Raw genomic sequence first — 16349 nt, 5'->3', positions numbered from 1 at the left:
AGAGAATAAAGGCATTAGAGGAAATATAATAAAGACCCTTAGGGGTCTTTTTTATAATAAAAAAACTGACCTCCTTAAGGTGATCAGTTAATAAATGTATTCTTATAATTTGTTCTTACAATCTCCTGTTGTAATAAATTCTTGTAAGTTTTCATAAGTTGTTTCTATCATATTAGTTACAGCTTCATCTGTAAATGATCCAAGATGTGGAGTTAGTAATACTTTAGGATATAGGCTTACTAATTCATTAAATAATTCATTTGGAATATTTTTTCCTGTAAAGTCTTTGAAAAATAATTCTGTTTCATTTTCTAAAGTATCTATTCCAGCTCCAGAAAGTTTTCCTGATTTTATTCCATCTATTATTGCTTTAGTACACATAGTTTCTCCACGACCTGTATTAATTAGTATAGAATTATCTTTCATTTTTGAAATAAATTCTTCAGTAACAAGTTTTCCATTTTCTTTAATAAATGGAATATGTAAAGAAATTATGTCACTTTCTTTTATTAATGTATCTAAATCTACTTGAGTTAAAATATCTGCTACATTTTCTTTTTTGAACATATCATAACCTAGTACTTTAGCTCCTAAACCATTAAATAATTTAGCGGCTGTAAATCCTATTTTACCTAATCCTATTACACCTACTGTACAATTTCTAATTTCTCTTGAGAACATATTAGAACTTACTCTAAAGTCTTTATTAGAACAGCTTGAAGTCATTAAAGCTGTGTTTCTTAGTAACATCATTGCAAGAGTTACTGCAAGTTCTGCGATTGCATTAGGTGAATAAAATGGAACATAAGCCATTTTCATACCTAATTCTTTAGCGTAATTAACATCTATGTGATTTACACCAACAGTTCTTGTTAGTACATATTTAACATTGTTTTTTTTATAAATATCTAAATTTTCTTTTGTAGCCCAGCAATTACCTCTTAATATTACTGCATCATAACCTTTAGCCATTTCTGCAGTTTCTTCGCTATTTAAGTATTCTGGAATACAAGTAATTTCAAAATTAAATTTTTTATTTAATTCATGAAAAAATTTTTCTTCAACATCTCTTACGCCATAACATAAGACTTTCATTTATTTACCTCTTTCTATATTATTGTAGCTACATGTGCAGCCGCTAAAACTATTATCCAGAAAATGATTGCAAAAATTGCAAATACAGTATTTACTAATGAAATATTTGAAGCAAGCACAGCTTCTTTTTCAAATTTAATTGCATATGCAACTGCAACTGTAGCAGGTGGAGTAGCAAGCATTATTATTATTGCTGCTATAGCTTCATAAGTGAAAGTAATTCCAAATTTATTTAAAACTATTAAAATTCCGAAGAATAATGCAGGGATTAATAATAATTTATATCCTGCATAAATAATAGTAAGTTTTTCTTTGATAGCATCTTTTAATGATATTTGTGCTAAAGTCATTCCTATAGCAAGCCATGCAAGAGGAGATGATAAAGTTGCTAAGTAGTTGATACCATTAAATAACCAAGGTAAAGTTTTATCTATTCTGAAAATAGAAATACTTTTAGCTATCATTTCTCCAGTTTTTGTATCTTTAATCATTATGCTAGTTTGTGGTATAGATGATTGGAATATCCATAAGAATAATCCTAAGAATGTTGCTATTATTATAGGGTTAGCGAAAATTTGTTTTAAATTTTTTCTATCAAATTTTGCCCCACTCATAACTATTAGTGCAAAAGAATATAGGAAGACTCTGTAAGCTATATTAAATACATTTGCATAAAGAGTTCCTTCATTCCCGAATAATCCATTGATTATAGGGATACCAAAGAAAGTAGTTGATCCAAAAGCAGTTAATACCACTAATGTATCTTTTAAATCTCCTTTTTTATTTGCATATAGTACATATCCTATTATAATTAAAAGGATGTATGCAACAAATCCAAATACTAATACATTTATTCCAGTAGTATAAGTTTTTTCACTTATATCAGCTAAAAAAGCTTTGAAAGCTAACGCCGGTAGAGCAGCACTTAATAGAATTGAACTTAATACTTTAGAAGCGTGCTCATTTACTATTTTCTTTTTTCTTAAATAATATCCTAATAGAATAATAAAAATTGTTGAAAAGATAGCCGATAAAAATTTATCATTTAATACTACCTTTAAGTTTTCTAATAACATTTGTACCTCCGAGTATAAATTAATTAACGGTTAATTTTAACATGTTAAATTGTAAAAATCAAGTATAGATGATATAATGAAAAAGGTGATTAAAATGAAAAAAATGAGTTATTTTGAATTATTTAAAACCCTTTTTATTATAAATTCCATTACATTTGGAGGAGGGTATACAATAATTCCAATAATTAGAGATGAATTTGTTGAAAAAAATAATGTTATATCAGATGAACAGATGTTGAAGATAATAACTTTAGCACAATCTATACCAGGTGTTATGACTATTTCAACGTCATTTTTAGTTGGATATTATACTAAGGGTTTATTAGGATCTATAATAGCTGTAATTGCTTCAATACTGCCTTGCATAATTGTAATATTGTTAATAGCATTTAGTTACAGCAAATTTATAGGTAATATATATGTACAAAAAATTCTTAAAGGAATTAGTGGTGCAATAATAGCCTTATTATTTTATACGGTATATAATATGTTTGTAAAACAATTAAGTGATAAGAAAAAATATTTTTATTTAAGTATAAATATACTAGTACTTATACTTTCATTAGTTTTTAAATTTCAATTGATATATATTTTATTAATATGTGGATTTCTAGGAATTTGGAAAAATAGGGGTGAAAATTGATGTTATTAAAATTATATACAGCCTTTTTTGAGATAGGTATGTTTGCCTTTGGAGGAGGTTATGTAATACTTCCTTTAATAGAAGAATTTATAGTAAAGAGATATTCATGGGTTACAAGTTCTACTTTGGTAGATATAATATCTATTTCTCAAATAACTCCAGGACCTATAGCTATAAATGCAGCTACATTTATAGGTATGATAAATGCAGGTATAATTGGAGCTATAATTGCTACTTTAGGTGTTATTAGTCCTCAAATTATATTATTGATAATATTTATAAAATATATAGGTTTAGAAAATAAGAAGCTAGTAAAGATTATTGATGGAATAAAACCAGCTACAATTTCTCTTATTTTAATAGCGACAATTAATATACTTAAAAAAAGTATTTTTATAGATTTTTCATCTTCATATAGAGTAGAATATGTATCTACAGTTTGTTTTTTTGTGGCAGTTATATTATTAAATTACAAATTTAAAATGCGTAATATAATTTTTATATGTGCATTACTTTCACTTATAATTTAACTGATATTTTTGTTTTATAAAGTACGTATTTTAAAGCAAAAAAAGGTATTTTTTCATAAAAATAAAAAAAACCGAAAAAAATGCTTGACTTTATTTAAGGCATATGATATTATAATCCTTGTCAGTAGATGACAAAGAAAATAGTTAAAATAATTTGGGCCCTTCGTCTAGTGGTCAGGACATTAGGTTTTCATCCTAAAAACAGGAGTTCGATTCTCCTAGGGCCTACCAAATTAATTTAATTATAAATGGTCGCATAGCTCAGTTGGGAGAGCACCTGCCTTACAAGCAGGGGGTCACTGGTTCGAGCCCAGTTGTGACCACCATTTATGGAGGTGTAGCTCAGTTGGTTAGAGTGCTTGCCTGTCACGCAAGATGTCGCGAGTTCGAGTCTCGTCACTTCCGCCATTTTCTTAAAGACAATTTATATATTTGCCGCTTTAGCTCATTAGGTAGAGCAGCTGACTTGTAATCAGCAGGTGATTGGTTCGAATCCGATAAGCGGCACCATCGTGGCGAGATACCCGAGTGGCCAAAGGGAGCAGACTGTAAATCTGCCGGCTCAGCCTTCGAAGGTTCGAATCCTTCTCTCGCCACCATTTTTTTATATTTCAGGAGGAAAGATGGTAAGGAAATTAAAAGTAGCACAGTCAAGTGTTAATAGCCAATCAGATTTAATCAAGAAAGCTCAAGCAATGCAAGAAAAGATGCTACAAATTCAAGAAGAATTAAAAGATTTGTATGTTGAAGAAACTGTTGCTGGAGGATTAGTTAAAGTAAAAGCAGATGGTCAAAAAAATATAGTTGATATAAAAATTTCTTTAGATATTATAAATGATGCAGCTGAAGATGAAACTGCAGATGAATTATCAGCTTTAGTATTATCTGCTGTTAATGGTGCGATAAAGAAAGCTGAAGAATTAGCTGAAAGAGAAATGAGTGTTGTTACTGGTGGAGTAAGCATTCCAGGATTATTTTAAATTTAAAAAAGTATAATATATTTGACTCGAGGTATCTCGAGTCTTTTTTATATTTTTTGCAATAGCATGAATAACTGGAATAGCTACAGAATTACTAAATTGTTTATAGTTTTGAGTGTCACTTACTGGTACAATATAGTTTTCTGGGAAACCTTGAAGCCTTGCTGCTTCACGAGGAGTTATTTTTAATTAAATATTTACTTTTCTTTTAATTTCAAAAAGAATGATATTTTGCTATAACCATAATTTTATACCACCAATTTCAGTAAATCTATGATTTTATATTTCTCTTTTTCATTATTTGAAAAAATGCTTTTTTTGGAAATGATAAAATGTGATTTAATTCAATTAAATATGGCTGACTTTCCACGTTTTCACATTCTTTTAATTATTTTTTGAGTCATTTGCAATATTATATGTTTGTGATATAATATTAGTGTATGTTATCATATTTTTATAAAGTGTCATTCTAAGGATTTATTGTTCTATTTATTACATTTGTTTAAATTATTATTAACAAAAGGAAAAATTCTATGGAAAATATTTGTGTTGACAGATATAAGGAATTAATTAAAGAAAGAAGAAAAATAGAGTTTAAACTGGGTTATGATAATTTTATTAAAATGGGATATGATACAAAAATCAGAGATTTCTTTTTTGATAATGCTAGTGAAATCGTTGAAACTCTCAGAGAAAAATGTTGTAATGAATTTTATATGTTAGAAAAAGAAATTACATATAATATTTTAAAAAAATAGTTTGTGATGAACCATTTATATATATTACAGCACTTAATGCAATTACAAACTTTTTAGAATAATTTCCAGAACATATATGTACTTTAATTTTATCAAATACTAAAAGCAGAAGAAGTAGAACAGGTAAAGAGTTTGAATGTATGATTGAATTAATTCTAATAGGAGTAGGAATTTCTTTTGATAGTCAAGGTAATATTGGTAAGAAAGAATTTATTAAAAAAGGTATTGGTAAATCAGTATATTTAATTTCACCTGGAGTTTTAGAATACATGGTAAATAAAAGAAATGCAGTATTAATTAGTGCAAAAACTTTACTTTAAGAGAAATATGGCAAGAAATTCCAGGAGAAATGGGGAGAACTGGAACAAGAGAAATGTTTTTAGTAACACTAGATAATACAATTAGTTCTGAAGTTTTAGATACGTTTTATGAAGCTAAAATTCAAGTTACAATTACTAAAAATATTAAAGATATGTGATATGTATTATTATAGAGATAATGATAGAATTCTAACTTTTGAAAAAATTACTTGAAATATGTTTGAATAATGATCGTGGTTGGGATACTTTTAATTATACAGAAGAACACCAAAATAGAGTTGTTGATATTATAAACAAGCAAATTAATAAACATAAAAATTATGAATTTGTAAAAAAATATTATATTAAAAGATTGGCTGAAATTAAAAAAATTTTTAACTGTGACTTTTCTTGAAAAAAGTCATTAATTATGATAGAATAATACAATTGAAGGGGTATTTAGATTATATGAAAAATATAAATGTGATTTAGCATAATTTATACTTTCACATAATTTAAATAAACCTTTTTTAGTAATAATAATTTAGAAATATAATTTTAATATTTTTCCTATTTGTAATTTCAATGTTATTATAGTTAAATCAATATAATTGTTAAAATGGAAAGATGTTAAATATAAATATATATTGAAGCTATTTAAGGAGGAATATTAATATGGATAAGTACAATCCACTTGATATAGAACAGAAATGGTATAAAATATGGGAAGAAAAAGGATATTTTAAACCATCAAAAGATGATGAAAAACCAGCATATAGTATAGTAATTCCACCACCAAATGTAACAGGGGTTTTACATATGGGTCATATTTTAAATAATACTATACAAGATGTTGTAATAAGGTATAAGAGAATGAAAGGTTATGATACTTTATGGCAAACAGGTACAGATCATGCTGGTATTGCAACTCAAAATGTAGTGGAAAGAAAACTTGCTGAATCTAATTTAAGAAAAGAAGATTTAGGAAGAGAAGAATTTATTAAACAAGTTTGGGAATGGAAAGAGAAACATGGAGGAATCATAACTGAGCAACAAAGAAGAATAGGAAATTCTGTTGACTGGGAAAGAGAAAGATTTACTATGGATGAAGGTCTTTCAGAAGCAGTTAGAGAAGTATTTGTAACCCTATATAATCAAGGATTGATATATAAAGGGGAGTACATGGTTAACTGGTGTCCTAGATGTATTACAGCACTTGCAGATGATGAAATAAATCATATTGACAAAGAGGGTAATATATGGGAAATTAAATATCCATTAAAAGATGAAGAAGGTTATTTAATAGTTGCTACTACAAGACCAGAAACTATGTTAGGAGATACGGGTATAGCAGTAAATCCAGAAGATGAAAGATACAAGTATCTAATAGGTAAAACAGCTATATTACCATTAATGAATAGAGAAATTCCTATAGTTGCAGATAATTATGTTGATAAAGAATTTGGAACAGGAGTAGTTAAAATGACTCCAGCTCATGATCCTAATGATTTTGAGGTATCAAAAAGAACTGGTCTTGAGATTATTAATGTGTTTACAGAAGATGCTAAAATTAATAATTTTGGTGGGAAATACCAAGGAATGGATAGATTTGAAGCAAGAAAAGCAGTATTAAAAGATTTAGAGGACTTTGGACTTTTAGTAAATGTAAAAAAACATAATCATGCAGTAGGCCATTGTTATCGTTGTAAAACTATTGTAGAACCAAGAATATCTGATCAATGGTTTGTTAAGATGCAACCATTAGCACAAAGAGCTTTAGAAGTTGTTAGAAATGGTGAAATTAAATTAACGCCTAAGAGAATGGAAAAGAGATATTATAGCTGGCTAGAAAATATTAGGGATTGGACTATAAGTCGTCAAATTTGGTGGGGACATAGAATACCTGCTTATTACACCCCTAATAATGAATTAATAGTAGCTAAAAACATTGAAGAGGCTAAGAAAATATGTGTTGAAAAATTTGGTGAAGAATTACCGTTAAGAGAAGAAACAGATGTATTAGATACATGGTTTTCATCAGCTCTTTGGCCTTTTTCTACTATGGGATGGCCTAAAAAGACAAGAGATTTAGAAAGATATTTCCCAACAGATTTATTAGTTACAGCAGATGATATAATATTCTTCTGGGTAGCACGTATGATAATGATGAGTTTATATTTCTTAGATACTATTCCATTTAAGGAAGTATATTTTACAGGAATAATAAGAGATGAAATAGGAAGAAAAATGTCTAAGTCTTTAGGTAATGCTCCTAATACTTTAGAGATTCTTGATAAATATGGATCAGATGCAGTTAGATTTAGTTTTATGTATAATACAAGTCAGGGACAAGATATATTCTTTTCTGAAAAATTACTTGAAATGGGTCTGACTTTTGCAAATAAAATATGGAATGCATCTAAGTTTGTAATTTCTAATTTAGAAGGATTTAAAAAAGATATTTCAATACTTGATTTAGACTTTAAATTAGAGGATCAATGGATATTATCTAAATTACAGTTAGCTTCAAGAAATATTAATAAAGAAATGGAAGAATATAACATAGATATATCAGCTAAAATAGCTTATGAATTTTTCAGAAATGACTTTTGTGACTGGTATTTAGAAATAGCTAAAACAAGAATTTATGGTGTTGATGAAAATGATACTGATAGACAAACAGCACAGTGGATATTAAAACATGTACTTGATAATGGACTTAGATTATTACATCCATTTATTCCGTTTATAACAGAAGAGATATGGCAAAAAATTAAACCTTATGGTGATAGTATAATGCTAGTTGAATACCCTGAGGAAGATAAGGGATTATTAAACTTGGAAGTTATTAAACACTTTGATTATCTAAAAGAAGTTGTATCATCAATTAGAAATATTAGAGCAGAAAATAATATATCTCCTGCCAAAAAAATAGAAATAATTATTGATAGTGAAGATGAAAATGAAAAAACTTTATTATTAAATAATCTTAAAGTATTAGATAAACTTGCTAATGTTGAAAATGTTTTAACATTAACTGAAGTACCTAAAATGGCTGGATTTAGAGTTGTAGGAAATACGAAAATATATGTTTCTTTAGACGGTTTAATAGATGTGTCTAAAGAAATAGAAAAATTAAATAAAGAAATAAAAAAAGTTAAAAATGAGCTTGAAAAAACAGTGAATAAATTATCAAGTGAAGCATTTATCACTAAAGCCCCTAAGGTTATTATTGACAAAGAAAAATCTATAAAAAATGAACTGGAAAGCAAGCTTATTAAGCTTGTTGAGAACATTGAACTGTATAAAAAATAGTAGACTTTTTTACAAAAATGTAGTATAATATTGGCGAGAATATATAAAAAGGAAAAGTAATTAGGAGGATAGTTATGAAGAAGTTTCTTTTGATTTTAACTGCATTAACGGCATTAAATGCTGTTTCTGGAGTTGAATTACAAATAAAAGGTGGTTACGATGTCTTTAGAAGACAATCAGAAAATAACAAATTTTTTAATAGTGAGTCGACGGACTTAGAAAGAGGATTTGTTGTAAGTGCTGAATTATTTCCTGTTAATCAACATAAGGTTGAAGTGGGAGTAGGTGCAGAATATAATTTTTCTGATAAAACAGCAGGGTATGGATATCAGAAATTCTCAGATGTAAAAAATCCTAATAATGGAAATAGTAATAATAAGAGATACCATCATGTACCAGTATATGCTGTAATTAAAGCAAATGTATTACAGTTAGAAACAGGGGATGCACCTCTTGCTATAGTTGGTAAATTAGGATATGGATTTGTAAGAGAACATGCAAATGTAAATAATAAAGGAACAGGTGGATTATATTACGCAATAGGAGTAAATGGAGAGTATGGTCCTTTTGTTGTTGAAGCATTAGCTTCAAGAACGCACTTGATGGTAGTAGAAAGTGGTAATGGAGCTGCCGCGGCCGCTGCTCAAGCATCAGCTGCACAAAATGAGTTAATGAAAAAATCAAATGTTATAAATAAAGTAGGAATAACAGCAGGATTAAGATTAGGAAATTTATCGAGAACGGTTGTTGAAGAACCAGTGTTACCAGTTGAACCAGTTAAACCTGAAGTTAAACCTGAACCAAAACCAGAAATAATAGAAAAAATAGTAGAGAAAATAGTAGAAGTTCCAGTGGAAAAAGTAGTAGAAAAAATAGTAGAGAAAATAGTAGAGGTTCCAGTAGAAAAAATAGTAGAGAAAATAGTGGAAGTTCCAGTAGAAAAAGTAGTAGAAAAAATGGTTGAAGTTCCGGTGGAAAAAGTAGTAGAAAAAATGGTTGAAGTTCCAGTAGAAAAACCAGTTGAAGTACCAGTTCATATTAAACCACAAGTTAAGAAAATTGAATTAAGTGCCGATGCATTATTCAAATTTAATAAACATAAATTAGAAGATATGCTAGAAAAAGGTAAAATGGAAATTCAAGATTTAGTTAAGAAACTATCAACTGATTATGTAAGATTAGATAGAATAGATATAATAGGACATACTGATAGATTAGGAAGCGAAAGCTATAATATGGCTTTAGGATTAAGACGTGCTCAAACTGTAAGATCTTACTTACAACAATTAGGAGTAACTACTCAAATTACTGTTGCAAGTAGAGGTAAAAAAGAGCCTAAAGTTCATTGTCCAGGAAGTAGAGCTACAGATAAATTAAAACAATGTTTATTACCAAACAGACGTGTTGAAATTAATTTAACTGGATTAGAAGTTAAATATTTAGAAGAACAAAAATAAATTAAAAGCAGGATTATCTCCTGCTTTTGTTTTTTATATAGTTATAAAATTCAAATATACCCTCTTCACATAAACTTCCTTTATATTCATTTATAAAATCTTTTAGTTCTTCTGTTATTATTTTTCCTTGTCCACCTGTTGAAACTATATAGGCATTAGGATATATTTTTTTATACTGATTAATAAGTTCTTTTATACCACCTACATTAGAATAATATAGGCCTATATTAATTTGAGAAATAGTAGTATTTCCAAGTATTTCATTTGGTTTTTCAAAAGTAACTTTAGGCAATTTAGCAGTATTTTGAAATAGTGCATTTATTGATAAATCTATACCTGTAAGTATTGCACCACCGAGATACTTGTTATCCTTTACAACTTCAAAAGTTGTTGCTGTTCCAAAATCAATTATTATACATTCTCTATCAGTTATATATTTTTTCATAGCTAGTATAGTTGCAATTCTATCTGCTCCTAAATTTCTTTCAATATTAGTAGTAAATGTAAGTAAATTTTCATCAATATTATTTACATTTAATATATATGGTTTACAGTTAAAATATTTTTGTGATAAATAATCAAATATATTATTTAAATGTGGGACAACTGATGAATAGACGACATCTTTTATATTATCTAAATCTATTTTTTTAAAATCACATAGAGTCTTAAGTGTAGCATATAGAGTGTCTTCAGTTAAATTAATTTTGCTAGGGATTCTAAATTTTTCTAGTATTTTACCATTATCATCATATATTATTGGACAAATATGAGTATTTCCAATATCAAAACCAAGTATCATTTCATCACCTCTGATATATTCTAACAAATTGTAAATTAAAAGTAAAACAATTAAATAAAAATTAAAAAATAATTGACAAAATAAAATTTAAGGAGTAAAATGAATGTATACAAAGGAGGGGAATATGAGAAAGAAAAAAAATAGGGGTTTCACTTTAATAGAAATTATTACTGTTATAGCTATTATTGGAATACTTGCAAGTGTTACAGTTCCAAAAATTAGTAAATATATAGATAAGGCTAATGAAACTAAAATATTTTCAGCAATATCTGAATTAAATAACTTGTATATATTAATGAATTTAGATGGTAAAAATGATATTGATATTTATAAGGTGTTGGGAGAAGCTGAGAATTTAGGAGTAAACATTAATAGTGGAAGTAATAATTTTTTCGTGGGAAGATTTAAAGGTGAATTTTTAATTGAAGATGGAAAAATTATTGCAAGTGTTACAGAACCTGAAACTGTTACATATACCATTAATGGTAAGAAAAAATGATATATATTAGCTATTTACTACTGTTTTATGTTTCTTATATAGATTTCATGGAAGGATATATTTATGATAGTCATATTATCATATTGGCCATATTTCTATATTTTTCTACTGATAGTGGGATTTATAGTAGTTATGTTGGCATGGGCATTTTTTCTTTACCCTTTTTTATACTATGGATATTAGAATCATATTTTAATTGTGAGATTATAGGAATGGGAGATATTAAATTAATGTTAATATTTGGTATGTATTTCGGAGTGAAAGATATGTATTTCCTTTTTACTTTTTATGAAGTAATGTACCTTAGTTCTTTGATTTATTCTCTTATATTAAGAAAAAAATATGTTCCATTTGCACCGGCTATGTGCTTTTCATTTATTGTTCATACTATAGGTGTTATATGAAAAATAGAGGTGAAATGTTAATAGAAACATTATTTTCAATCTTAATTTTTGTTATAGTTCTATTAGCTAATATATATGTTGTTAGAAATATACATGTTATAGAAAAAAGACAGAAAGAAAAGTTAAAAGATATGGTAAATTTACATAATATATTGGTGGATATAAAAGGGTATAGTAGTGATAAAATTGAAAGTTTAATATGTAATAAATGTGTATTTGATAATTCTTCTGATTTTGCTAATTATTTGGGAAATAATGATTATGAAATTAGTGGTAAAATAGCTTTTAATCTATATATTGATAGAGGTGTAGCCTTTGTTAGTATAAATAATTTAAAGGATTTTATTATACTTGAAAAGTAAAGGACAAATACTTTTAGATTATTTATTATCCATGATATTTTTTTCAACACTACTTTTATTTATAAATAGAAATTTAATTTTATTTGTTAATCTTCAAAATACAGTTTTAAAAAATGAATTAGAGATATATTCTGCAAGTAGTAGTCTAGTAAGGAAGATTAGAACGAGAGATGTAAGTTATGATAAAGGAAATTTAGATATATATATCAGTGGTAAAATTATTAAATTTAGCAATAGGGGTAAAGAAGTAATAATTAGATGTAGTGATAAAGATGTTTATGCAAATAGGAAGAGGATTATAAAAGGGGGTACATGTAATTTTAATTATGAATCAGGTGTATTGGAAATTGAATTAAATAAGGGAAAAATTAAGATTATTAGGAGGGTTAAATTGTGAAAAATAAGGGGATAAGTTTAATTTATGTAATATTTTTTTCAAGTATTACTTTATTTATAGTTTCAACTATTATGATATTTAATATAGAAAAAAATAATACTATAGATTTAATGTTAAATGAGGGATATAGTAAAAGTATGCTTGAAAAAGAACTTATGAGAGAAAAATTAAAAATAGTTGATAATGTTGATAGAAGTGATATAGCTTGAAAAAATATATTACACTTTTGGTACTTGATAGAATATATATAAGGTTTGATGATGAAGAATATATTTTTAATTATGACGATATATTTTTAGACATAGAAGATGGATTAGAGGAATTAAATATTTCAAAGAATGATGAAATTTATGTGATATTAGGTATGGAAGTAATTGGAATAGAAAAAAAGGTTGAAAATAGTATTGTAAAAAAGATTAAAAATATATTTTCAGATATATATAAGCTTAAAGGTATATATAGTATTTTTGAAATTATAGAAAAAAATACTATAATAGTACTTAAAGATTTTTCTATTAAAATTTATAAAAATATAGAAAAAATTGAATTTAGTTTAGAAGATTTTGAAACAGATCAAGATTTTTCAGGTTATAGGTTAATAAAAGGAAATGAAGAGCTTAAAGATTATATTTTCTCTAAAGATGTATACAAGATTAAAAATAAAAACATTAGTAAAATATTTTTCCAAATGCTTCCTTATTTATTATTATTAATACCAATTTTTATATATCTATATTGCTTTAAATTATTTGATATGAGTCATATTAATAGTGAAATTTCTTTTTTAGAGGAAAAAATTATTGATTTAAAAGAAAGTAAATTAAAAGAAATGGATATAAGAAATGATGAAAATGTTTTATTAAATTTTAATGAATTTAAAAAAATGAAAAAGCCTTTTAAAAAACCTTTTTATATGGATATAGAATTTTTCTTAAATAGCGTTAAATTTGGGTTAAGTTATACAGAACTTTCTCTTGTTAATAATATTTGGAAAATAAAGGGAGAAGTTAATAGTGTTAGAGGTTTAGAAAATTTTGATAAATCTTTAAAAGAATATTTTGGAGAATATAGGGTTGTTGAACTTAAAGATGAAAATGAAGGAATATCTTTTGTATATGAAATTACAGAAAGAAAATCTTAAATATATTTTGATATTATTTACCTTTATATTATCCATATACTTAAGTTATGAAAAAATTAATGAATATTACATGAAAAAAGATAAGATTATACTGTTAAATAATGAAATAGAAGAAATTAATAGTTTGAATGAAACATATGAAAAAATTGAAATACAAAAAGATGAAGAAATAGGAAAGTTAGTAATTAAAGATAATGATTTTTTAAGAGCGATTTTCTATTTTTCTAATTATTCTAATTTAAGATTGGTTGATAATTCTAAATTTATCATTAAAGAAGAAGATAAATTTTATGAAAAAGTTAGTGTAATTTTTAAGATGAAAGGAAGTTTATCAAGTTTTTATGAATTTTTACAATATGTATTTTATTCAGATATTTTTATTGATAATAGAGAAACATATATGATATTAAATGGTGAATATTTTGAAGTGTCTTTAGGATATTATAGGGAGAAATTATGAAAAAGTTAATTCTATTATTCATTACATTGATAACTTTTTCAGAAAATAGGTATATTAGTAATGAAAATATGAAAAAAATTAAAATATATAATAATAAAACTGAAAGAAAAGATAAAAAGGTAGTAAAGCAGGTAGAGAAAGTATATGAAATATTAAATGTTCAAAATATAGTTGAAAATGAAATTTTAAAATTAGATGGAACTTTTGATGTTAAAATAAAAAAAGTTGGAGATAAATATATATTGCATGGAGAAAAAAATAATATTTCTAAATTTAAATATACGGTATATAGTATTGATAAAATTAAAAAACAAATAATAATTAAGATGAATGTTGTAGACACATCTATTTCACTTTTTGACAGATTAGGATTAGATTTGAAACTTGAAGAGAATAAGAGTGATAATTTAATAGGAAAATTTTTAGATAATAAGTTATCACTTAGTAATTTACTTAATTTAGGTGGGAGTAAATTAGGTATAGATTTAGAAGCTTTGAAACAAAGTGGAGATATTTATATTAAAAGTTTTCCTAGCATAACGGTTTTAGATAATAGTGAAGGAGAAATAAGGATAACAGATGAATTATTTTTTAAGGCATCAGAGAAAAAGCTTCAAAGTAGTGAAGCTGGATTAATCTTTAAAATTAAACCAAGGATAATAACTAAGGGATATAAGGAGTATGTTGAACTTGAAATATATTCTGAGATATCTAGTTTTAAAAGTGAAAAGGTTAGAAGTAAAAATATTTTAAATACTAAAGTATTGGTTAAGAATAAGAGTAATACATTTATTTCAAGTGTAGGAAGAGAAAGTAAAAGTCTTAATATATCTAGTCCGAGTATTCCAATTTTTTCTACTTTATTTAGAAAAAAGAATAAAAATAAGGAAAAAAGAAATATTTATGTTGAAATAGAGGTAGAAATACTTAATGAATAAAATAAGATTTAGAAAAGAAGTAGTAAGTAGATTAGAAGTATTATTAAAAAATGAGATAGATATTATTGATAGTATTAATGTTTTATGTAATATATATACTGGAAAAGAAAAAGTCAGATTAATTAAATTGAAGAAAGATTTAGAAAAAGGTAAAACTTTAAGAGAAGGGTTTAAAAATATTAGTAATGATAAAGAATTTTTGAGTTATATATCTATAGTAGAAAATACGGGTAATATACAGCAGGTGTTTAATATTCTTAAGAAAAAATATGAATTTGATGATAATATATTAAAAGAGGTTATGAATATTATTAGTTATCCAGCTATACTTTTATTAACTTCTTTTATAATACTAATATTTATGATGTTAACAATAGTTCCGAAATTTATAGAGATATATAAGGATTTAAATACAGATTTACCTTTGCTTACAAAAATATTAATATCAATTTCAGAAAAAATAATAAAATATAATATTTTAATTATCTTAGTATTTTTTATGTTCTTTTTATTATTTAAATATTTAATAAGAATTAATAGATATATTATAGATAGATTTAAGTTTAATATTAAGGTTTATAGAGATATTTTTTTGATGAGATATATACAGGGGATTTATGTTCAACTGAGATCGGGGATAGATTTTTATGATGCAGTAAAAAATTTGAATATAGTAGAAAATGAATATTTTGTATATGAAATGAATAAAATAATAAAGAAAATATCTAAAGGAACTTCCTTAAAGAAAATATATGTTAATAAAAAAATATTTGATAACGAATTTATAGCTATAATAAATATTGCAGAAAAAACTGGTGATTTATCAAATAGTTTTGAAAATCTTTATTTAATATACAGTAATAAAGTAGGGTCTAAAATAAAAATGATGTTAAGATTATTAGAGCCATTAAGTATAATAATTATAGCGCTTTTGATAGGAACTGTTTTAATATCATTGATGTTACCATTATTAAATGTAGGAGAATTGATAATTTGATAAAAATAAAGTGGAGGTATATAATCTTAAGTATTGTTTAAATTAAATAAAAATATATACAATCTTTATGGCTTAGGATTTTAAAATTATTATAATTTTTATATTATATAGTTTGGAAACTTAAAAATTACTTTTAAATAGAAAAAAATTATATTTTATCTGATATTTTTTTATTATAAATAAAAATTTTCAAAAA

The 16349-nt window shown here is 25.5% G+C and carries 21 protein-coding genes and 5 tRNA genes; 22 read left to right on the top strand and 4 right to left on the bottom strand.

Going from position 1 to position 16349, the window contains the following annotated elements; translation table 11 throughout:
* Positions 1-102: 102 nt before the first annotated feature.
* On the bottom strand, positions 103-1095 hold the full coding sequence (locus BUE91_RS05330; RefSeq protein WP_073508184.1) for a 2-hydroxyacid dehydrogenase: 993 nt from the start codon (positions 1093-1095) through the stop codon (positions 103-105).
* Positions 1096-1109: 14 nt separating this feature from the next.
* On the bottom strand, positions 1110-2171 hold the full coding sequence (locus BUE91_RS05325; RefSeq protein ID WP_073508183.1) for an AEC family transporter: 1062 nt from the start codon (positions 2169-2171) through the stop codon (positions 1110-1112).
* Between the two features lie 94 nt (positions 2172-2265).
* Here BUE91_RS05325 and BUE91_RS05320 point away from each other — a divergent pair, with 94 nt between their 5' ends.
* The 8 genes from BUE91_RS05320 to BUE91_RS05285 all read left to right on the top strand — a co-directional run bounded on the left by BUE91_RS05320 (position 2266) and on the right by BUE91_RS05285 (position 4324).
* Positions 2266-2814 (top strand): chromate transporter, encoded by a 549-nt coding sequence (locus tag BUE91_RS05320; RefSeq protein ID WP_066901126.1) that lies wholly within the window; start codon positions 2266-2268, stop codon positions 2812-2814.
* Positions 2814-3344 carry a chromate transporter gene (locus tag BUE91_RS05315; protein WP_073508182.1) on the top strand — a complete coding sequence of 177 codons (531 nt, stop codon included), beginning with the start codon at positions 2814-2816 and terminating at the stop codon, positions 3342-3344. Before BUE91_RS05320 ends, BUE91_RS05315 begins: the two co-directional genes overlap by 1 nt.
* Positions 3345-3500: 156 nt before the next feature.
* A tRNA-Glu gene (locus tag BUE91_RS05310) sits at positions 3501-3575 on the top strand.
* Between the two features lie 19 nt (positions 3576-3594).
* Positions 3595-3670: transfer RNA gene (locus BUE91_RS05305), tRNA-Val, on the top strand.
* 5 nt (positions 3671-3675) lie between these two features.
* Positions 3676-3752: transfer RNA gene (locus BUE91_RS05300), tRNA-Asp, on the top strand.
* Between the two features lie 26 nt (positions 3753-3778).
* Positions 3779-3854 (top strand) — tRNA-Thr (locus BUE91_RS05295).
* A gap of 4 nt (positions 3855-3858) precedes the next feature.
* A tRNA-Tyr gene (locus BUE91_RS05290) sits at positions 3859-3943 on the top strand.
* A gap of 24 nt (positions 3944-3967) precedes the next feature.
* Complete coding sequence (locus BUE91_RS05285; protein ID WP_073508181.1) at positions 3968-4324, top strand: YbaB/EbfC family nucleoid-associated protein; 357 nt, start codon at positions 3968-3970, stop codon at positions 4322-4324.
* Here BUE91_RS05285 and BUE91_RS07565 read toward each other — a convergent pair.
* Positions 4316-4507, bottom strand: a complete 192-nt coding sequence (locus tag BUE91_RS07565) for a DNA cytosine methyltransferase (RefSeq protein ID WP_219335372.1) — start codon at positions 4505-4507, stop codon at positions 4316-4318. The two genes, BUE91_RS05285 and BUE91_RS07565, sit on opposite strands and share 9 nt — an antisense overlap.
* 350 nt (positions 4508-4857) lie before the next feature.
* Here BUE91_RS07565 and BUE91_RS07360 point away from each other — a divergent pair, with 350 nt between their 5' ends.
* The 5 genes from BUE91_RS07360 (at position 4858) to BUE91_RS05265 (ending at position 10153) form a co-directional block, all read left to right on the top strand.
* Positions 4858-5082, top strand: a complete 225-nt coding sequence (locus tag BUE91_RS07360; RefSeq protein WP_219335371.1) for a PDDEXK family nuclease — start codon at positions 4858-4860, stop codon at positions 5080-5082.
* 140 nt (positions 5083-5222) lie between these two features.
* Complete coding sequence (locus tag BUE91_RS07355) at positions 5223-5402, top strand: PDDEXK family nuclease (protein WP_219335370.1); 180 nt, start codon at positions 5223-5225, stop codon at positions 5400-5402.
* Positions 5403-5431: 29 nt separating this feature from the next.
* A complete protein-coding gene (locus tag BUE91_RS07535) occupies positions 5432-5560 on the top strand; it encodes a hypothetical protein (protein WP_257615448.1) in 129 nt (42 codons plus the stop codon).
* Between the two features lie 496 nt (positions 5561-6056).
* Positions 6057-8696 (top strand): valine--tRNA ligase, encoded by a 2640-nt coding sequence (locus BUE91_RS05270; protein WP_073508180.1) that lies wholly within the window; start codon positions 6057-6059, stop codon positions 8694-8696.
* Between the two features lie 74 nt (positions 8697-8770).
* On the top strand, positions 8771-10153 hold the full coding sequence (locus BUE91_RS05265) for an OmpA family protein (RefSeq protein ID WP_073508179.1): 1383 nt from the start codon (positions 8771-8773) through the stop codon (positions 10151-10153).
* Between the two features lie 13 nt (positions 10154-10166).
* Here the strand turns inward: BUE91_RS05265 and BUE91_RS05260 are convergent, their stop codons facing one another.
* Positions 10167-10955, bottom strand: a complete 789-nt coding sequence (locus tag BUE91_RS05260) for a type III pantothenate kinase (protein ID WP_073508178.1) — start codon at positions 10953-10955, stop codon at positions 10167-10169.
* 124 nt (positions 10956-11079) lie between these two features.
* On the opposite strand from BUE91_RS05260, the gene BUE91_RS05255 reads away from it, so the two are divergent.
* From BUE91_RS05255 to BUE91_RS05215, 9 genes are read left to right on the top strand one after another with little or no spacing between them, the layout of a single operon-like run.
* Positions 11080-11454, top strand: coding sequence for a prepilin-type N-terminal cleavage/methylation domain-containing protein (locus BUE91_RS05255; protein ID WP_066900550.1), 375 nt, complete (start codon positions 11080-11082; stop codon positions 11452-11454).
* Positions 11451-11858, top strand: a complete 408-nt coding sequence (locus tag BUE91_RS07775) for a prepilin peptidase (protein WP_073508176.1) — start codon at positions 11451-11453, stop codon at positions 11856-11858. Before BUE91_RS05255 ends, BUE91_RS07775 begins: the two co-directional genes overlap by 4 nt.
* Entirely contained in the window at positions 11855-12220 is a 366-nt protein-coding gene (locus BUE91_RS05245) for a hypothetical protein (protein WP_073508175.1), read from the top strand. The genes BUE91_RS07775 and BUE91_RS05245 overlap by 4 nt, the downstream gene beginning before the upstream one ends.
* Positions 12210-12617 carry a hypothetical protein gene (locus BUE91_RS05240; protein ID WP_073508174.1) on the top strand — a complete coding sequence of 136 codons (408 nt, stop codon included), beginning with the start codon at positions 12210-12212 and terminating at the stop codon, positions 12615-12617. The genes BUE91_RS05245 and BUE91_RS05240 overlap by 11 nt, the downstream gene beginning before the upstream one ends.
* Positions 12614-12826, top strand: a complete 213-nt coding sequence (locus BUE91_RS05235; RefSeq protein WP_066900559.1) for a hypothetical protein — start codon at positions 12614-12616, stop codon at positions 12824-12826. The genes BUE91_RS05240 and BUE91_RS05235 overlap by 4 nt, the downstream gene beginning before the upstream one ends.
* Positions 12823-13758 (top strand): hypothetical protein, encoded by a 936-nt coding sequence (locus BUE91_RS05230; RefSeq protein ID WP_066900561.1) that lies wholly within the window; start codon positions 12823-12825, stop codon positions 13756-13758. Before BUE91_RS05235 ends, BUE91_RS05230 begins: the two co-directional genes overlap by 4 nt.
* The gene (locus BUE91_RS05225; protein ID WP_143605303.1) at positions 13733-14218 is read left to right on the top strand and encodes a hypothetical protein; all 486 of its coding nucleotides are present in this window, start codon (positions 13733-13735) and stop codon (positions 14216-14218) included. The genes BUE91_RS05230 and BUE91_RS05225 overlap by 26 nt, the downstream gene beginning before the upstream one ends.
* The gene (locus BUE91_RS05220) at positions 14215-15156 is read left to right on the top strand and encodes a hypothetical protein (protein ID WP_073508172.1); all 942 of its coding nucleotides are present in this window, start codon (positions 14215-14217) and stop codon (positions 15154-15156) included. The genes BUE91_RS05225 and BUE91_RS05220 overlap by 4 nt, the downstream gene beginning before the upstream one ends.
* Positions 15149-16153: a type II secretion system F family protein gene (locus BUE91_RS05215; RefSeq protein ID WP_073508171.1), complete on the top strand. Its 1005-nt coding sequence runs from the start codon at positions 15149-15151 to the stop codon at positions 16151-16153. Before BUE91_RS05220 ends, BUE91_RS05215 begins: the two co-directional genes overlap by 8 nt.
* Positions 16154-16349 lie beyond the last annotated feature (196 nt).

Origin of the sequence: Streptobacillus notomytis (assembly GCF_001902585.1) — a bacterium.
GTDB lineage: Bacteria > Fusobacteriota > Fusobacteriia > Fusobacteriales > Leptotrichiaceae > Streptobacillus > Streptobacillus notomytis.
Note: the sequence above shows the minus strand (reverse complement) of the source record. Positions and strands in the feature narration are given on the sequence as shown.